3 protein-coding genes are annotated in these 3460 nt (G+C 74.2%); 2 read left to right on the top strand and 1 reads right to left on the bottom strand.

Going from position 1 to position 3460, the window contains the following annotated elements; genetic code table 11:
* On the bottom strand, positions 1 to 2315 hold a 2315-nt coding region (locus BU198_RS00685; protein ID WP_188294822.1), incomplete at its 3' end, for a Tex family protein.
* Positions 2316 to 2570: 255 nt separating this feature from the next.
* Here BU198_RS00685 and BU198_RS00680 point away from each other — a divergent pair.
* Both BU198_RS00680 and BU198_RS00675 read left to right on the top strand, forming a co-directional pair.
* Positions 2571 to 2963: a PPOX class F420-dependent oxidoreductase gene (locus BU198_RS00680; protein ID WP_188294821.1), complete on the top strand. Its 393-nt coding sequence runs from the start codon at positions 2571 to 2573 to the stop codon at positions 2961 to 2963.
* Between the two features lie 101 nt (positions 2964 to 3064).
* Positions 3065 to 3460, top strand: a 396-nt coding sequence (locus BU198_RS00675) for a phosphotransferase (RefSeq protein ID WP_188294820.1), incomplete at its 3' end; no start/stop codon positions are given.

Below are 3460 nucleotides of genomic sequence, written 5' to 3'. Positions count from 1 at the left end.
CTACCCTGAGCGCCCTGGCCGCCGCGCCGCTCCTGACGCGGCGGGCGGGCCTGCCGGTCGCCACGGTCCCCGCGATCCCCGCGATCCCCGCCGCGCTCGCGCCCGACCTCGTCGTCCAGCCGCAGGGTGAGCCCGATCCGCTTGCGCGGCACGTCCACCGTGAGCACCCGGACCTTGACGATGTCGCCGGGCTTGACCACCTCGCGCGGGTCCTTGACGAAGTTCTTCGACAGCGCCGAGACGTGCACCAGCCCGTCCTGGTGGACGCCCACGTCCACGAACGCGCCGAAGGCGGCGACGTTGGTGACCACGCCCTCCAGCACCATGCCGACCTCCAGGTCGCCGATCTTGTCGACGCCCTCCTTGAAGGTCGCGGTGCGGAAGGCCGGACGCGGGTCGCGGCCCGGCTTGTCCAGCTCGCCGAGGATGTCGGTGACGGTCGGGACGCCGAAGGTGTCGTCGGCGAAGTCCGCCGGGCGCAGCGCGCGCAGCCGCCCGCCGTTGCCGATCAGCTCGCGCAGCTCCCCGCCGGTCGCGGCGAGGATCCGGCGCACCACCGGGTAGGCCTCGGGGTGCACGCTGGAGGCGTCCAGCGGGTCGTCGCCGCCGGGGATGCGCAGGAAGCCGGCGCACTGCTCGAAGGCCTTGGGGCCGAGCCGGGAGACGTCCTTGAGCTGCCTGCGGGTGCGGAACGGGCCGTTGGCGTCGCGGTGCGCCACGATGTTGTCGGCCAGCGTGCCGGTGACCCCGGAGACCCGGGTGAGCAGCGGCGCCGAGGCGGTGTTGACGTCCACGCCGACGGCGTTGACGCAGTCCTCGACCACGGCGTCCAGCGAGCGGGAGAGCTTCACCTCGCTCAGGTCGTGCTGGTACTGGCCGACGCCGATCGACTTGGGGTCGATCTTGACCAGCTCGGCCAGCGGGTCCTGGAGCCGGCGGGCGATCGAGACCGCGCCGCGGATCGAGACGTCCAGGTCCGGCAGCTCCTGCGAGGCGAACGCGGAGGCCGAGTAGACCGAGGCGCCGGCCTCGCTGACCATCGCCTTGGTGAGCTTCAGCTCGGGGTGGCGCGCGATCAGGTCCTCGGCGAGCTTGTCGGTCTCCCTGGAGGCGGTGCCGTTGCCGATCGCGACCAGGTCGACGTCGTGCTTCTTCGCCAGCGCGGCCAGGGTGGCCAGCGCCGCGTCCCACTTGTTGGCGGGCTGGTGCGGGTAGATCGTGTCGTACGCGACGACCTTGCCGGTGGCGTCCACCACCGCGACCTTCACCCCGGTGCGGAAGCCCGGGTCCAGGCCCATGGTGGCGCGGGTGCCGGCCGGGGCGGCCAGCAGCAGGTCGCGCAGGTTGGCGGCGAAGACCCGCACCGCCTCCTCCTCGGCCTCGACGCGCAGCCGGGAGCGCAGGTCGATGCCGAGCCGGACCAGGACGCGGGTGCGCCAGGCCCAGCGGACCGTGTCGCCCAGCCACTTGTCGGCCGGGCGGCCCCGGTCGGCGATGCCGAAGCGGGCGGCGATCCGCTGCTCGTAGTCGCTCTCGCCGGGCAGGTCGCCCTCGGACTCGCCCTCGTACGGGGAGAGTTCGAGGTCGAGCACCTCCTCCTTCTCGCCGCGCAGCATCGCCAGGATGCGGTGCGAGGGGAGCCTGGTGTACGGCTCGGCGAAGTCGAAGTAGTCGGCGAACTTGGCGCCGTCGCCCTCCTTGCCGTCGCGGACCCTGGCGACCAGCCGGCCGCGGGTCCACATCCGCTCGCGCAGCGAGCCGACCAGGTCGGCGTCCTCGCCGAAGCGCTCGACCAGGATCGCCCTGGCGCCCTCCAGGGCGGCGGGGCCGTCCGCGACCGACTCGTTCAGGTACTGCGCGGCCAGCGCGGCCGGGTCCTGGGACGGGTCGGCGAGCAGCGTGTCGGCCAGCGGCTCCAGCCCGGCCTCGCGGGCGGTCTGCGCCTTGGTGCGCCGCTTCGGCTTGAACGGGAGGTAGATGTCCTCCAGGCGGGCCTTGGAGTCGGCCGCGAGCACCCGGGCGCGCAGCGCGTCGTCCAGCTTGCCCTGGGAGTCGATCGACTCCAGGACGGCCGCCCTGCGCTCCTCCAGCTCGCGCAGGTAGCGCAGCCGTTCCTCCAGGCCGCGCAGCTGGGTGTCGTCGAGGGAGCCGGTGACCTCCTTGCGGTAGCGGGCCACGAAGGGGACGGTCGCACCGCCGTCGAGCAGGTCGACGGCAGCCTTCACCTGCCCCTCGCGGACGCCCAGTTCCTCGGCGATCTTGCGCTCGATCGCCTGCTGGGCCTGCCTGGCCGCCTGTTCGACTGGCGTGGTCACGAAGCCGGTCACCTTCTCCTTCAGTGCTTTCGCCGTACGCCCTGCATTCTGGCAGGTGCCGGGGACGGGGCCCGGCCGCCCCGGGTGCGGCCGGGCGTGGCGTGCCACCCCCGCACCGCCCCCTCACCGCGCCCGCACCGCCGTCGCACCGCCGTCGCACCGTCGTCGACCGGGCCGGCCGCGCGTCCGCACCGGGCCGGGCGGCTCCACCGAGACTTGAGCGGGGCCCAGTTGCGGCTTCCTACGCTGGCGGGCATGGACACTCTGGATGCCGCCGCCGAGCTGGAGCGGCTCGCTGCCGCCAAGTACCTGCTGTTCACCACGTACCGGAGGAACGGCACTCCGGTCGCCACCCCGGTGTGGGTCGCGCGCGACGGTGACGCGCTGGTCTTCACCACCGTCACCAGGACGGGCAAGGTCAAGCGCCTGCGCAACCGCGCGGACGTGCTGGTCGGGCCGAGCGACATCCGCGGGAACCTGCTGGGCACCCAGGTGCCGGCCACCGCGGCGCTGGACCCGGCCCGGGCGCCCGCCTACCGGAAGCTGCTGCGGCGCAAGTACGGCCTGCTGTGCGCGGTGGCGCTGACCGCCAACGTGCTGCGCTTCGGCAGGGGCGGCACCATCGGGGTGCGGATCACCTTCGGCTGACCGCCCGCGCGGGTGCCGCGCCCGCCGCCAACGCCCTTCGGAATCCGACCGGTTCGGGAATCCGGCTGAACGGGAACGACCGGAGCTGTACGCTGCCGGGCATGTGCGCTGCCCCCCGGATGCACCCCGACGGACCGGTGGTCGACGCGGCCCTCGTACGGCGGTTGATCTCCGCCCAGTTCCCTCGGTGGGAACGCCTCCCGGTCACCCAGGTCTCCGCCGCCGGGACGGACAACGCGATGTTCCGGCTCGGGCCCGAACTCGCCGTCCGGCTGCCCCTGGTGGAGTGGGCCGCCGGAGGCCTGCGGCGGGAGCACCAGTGGCTGCCCCGGCTGGCACCGGGGCTGCCACGGCCGGTCCCGGCCCCGCTCGCGGTCGGCCGGCCCGCCGCCGGCTACCCGTGGGAGTGGTCGGTGCTGCACTGGCTGGACGGCGCCAACCCGGTGGCCGGCTCGCTGGCCGCGCCCGAGGGCCTGGCCCGCGACCTGGCCGGCTTC

The sequence above is a fragment of the Streptomyces sp. CBMA156 genome, assembly GCF_014596515.1.
Lineage (GTDB): Bacteria > Actinomycetota > Actinomycetes > Streptomycetales > Streptomycetaceae > Kitasatospora.
This window is presented reverse-complemented; position numbering and strand designations above follow the sequence as displayed.

What these genes read in the sequence shown, in the direction of transcription:
- BU198_RS00680 (WP_188294821.1), top strand. Translation starts at nt 2,571, where the DNA reads ATGGACACTCTGGATGCCGCCGCCGAGCTGGAGCGGCTCGCTGCCGCC.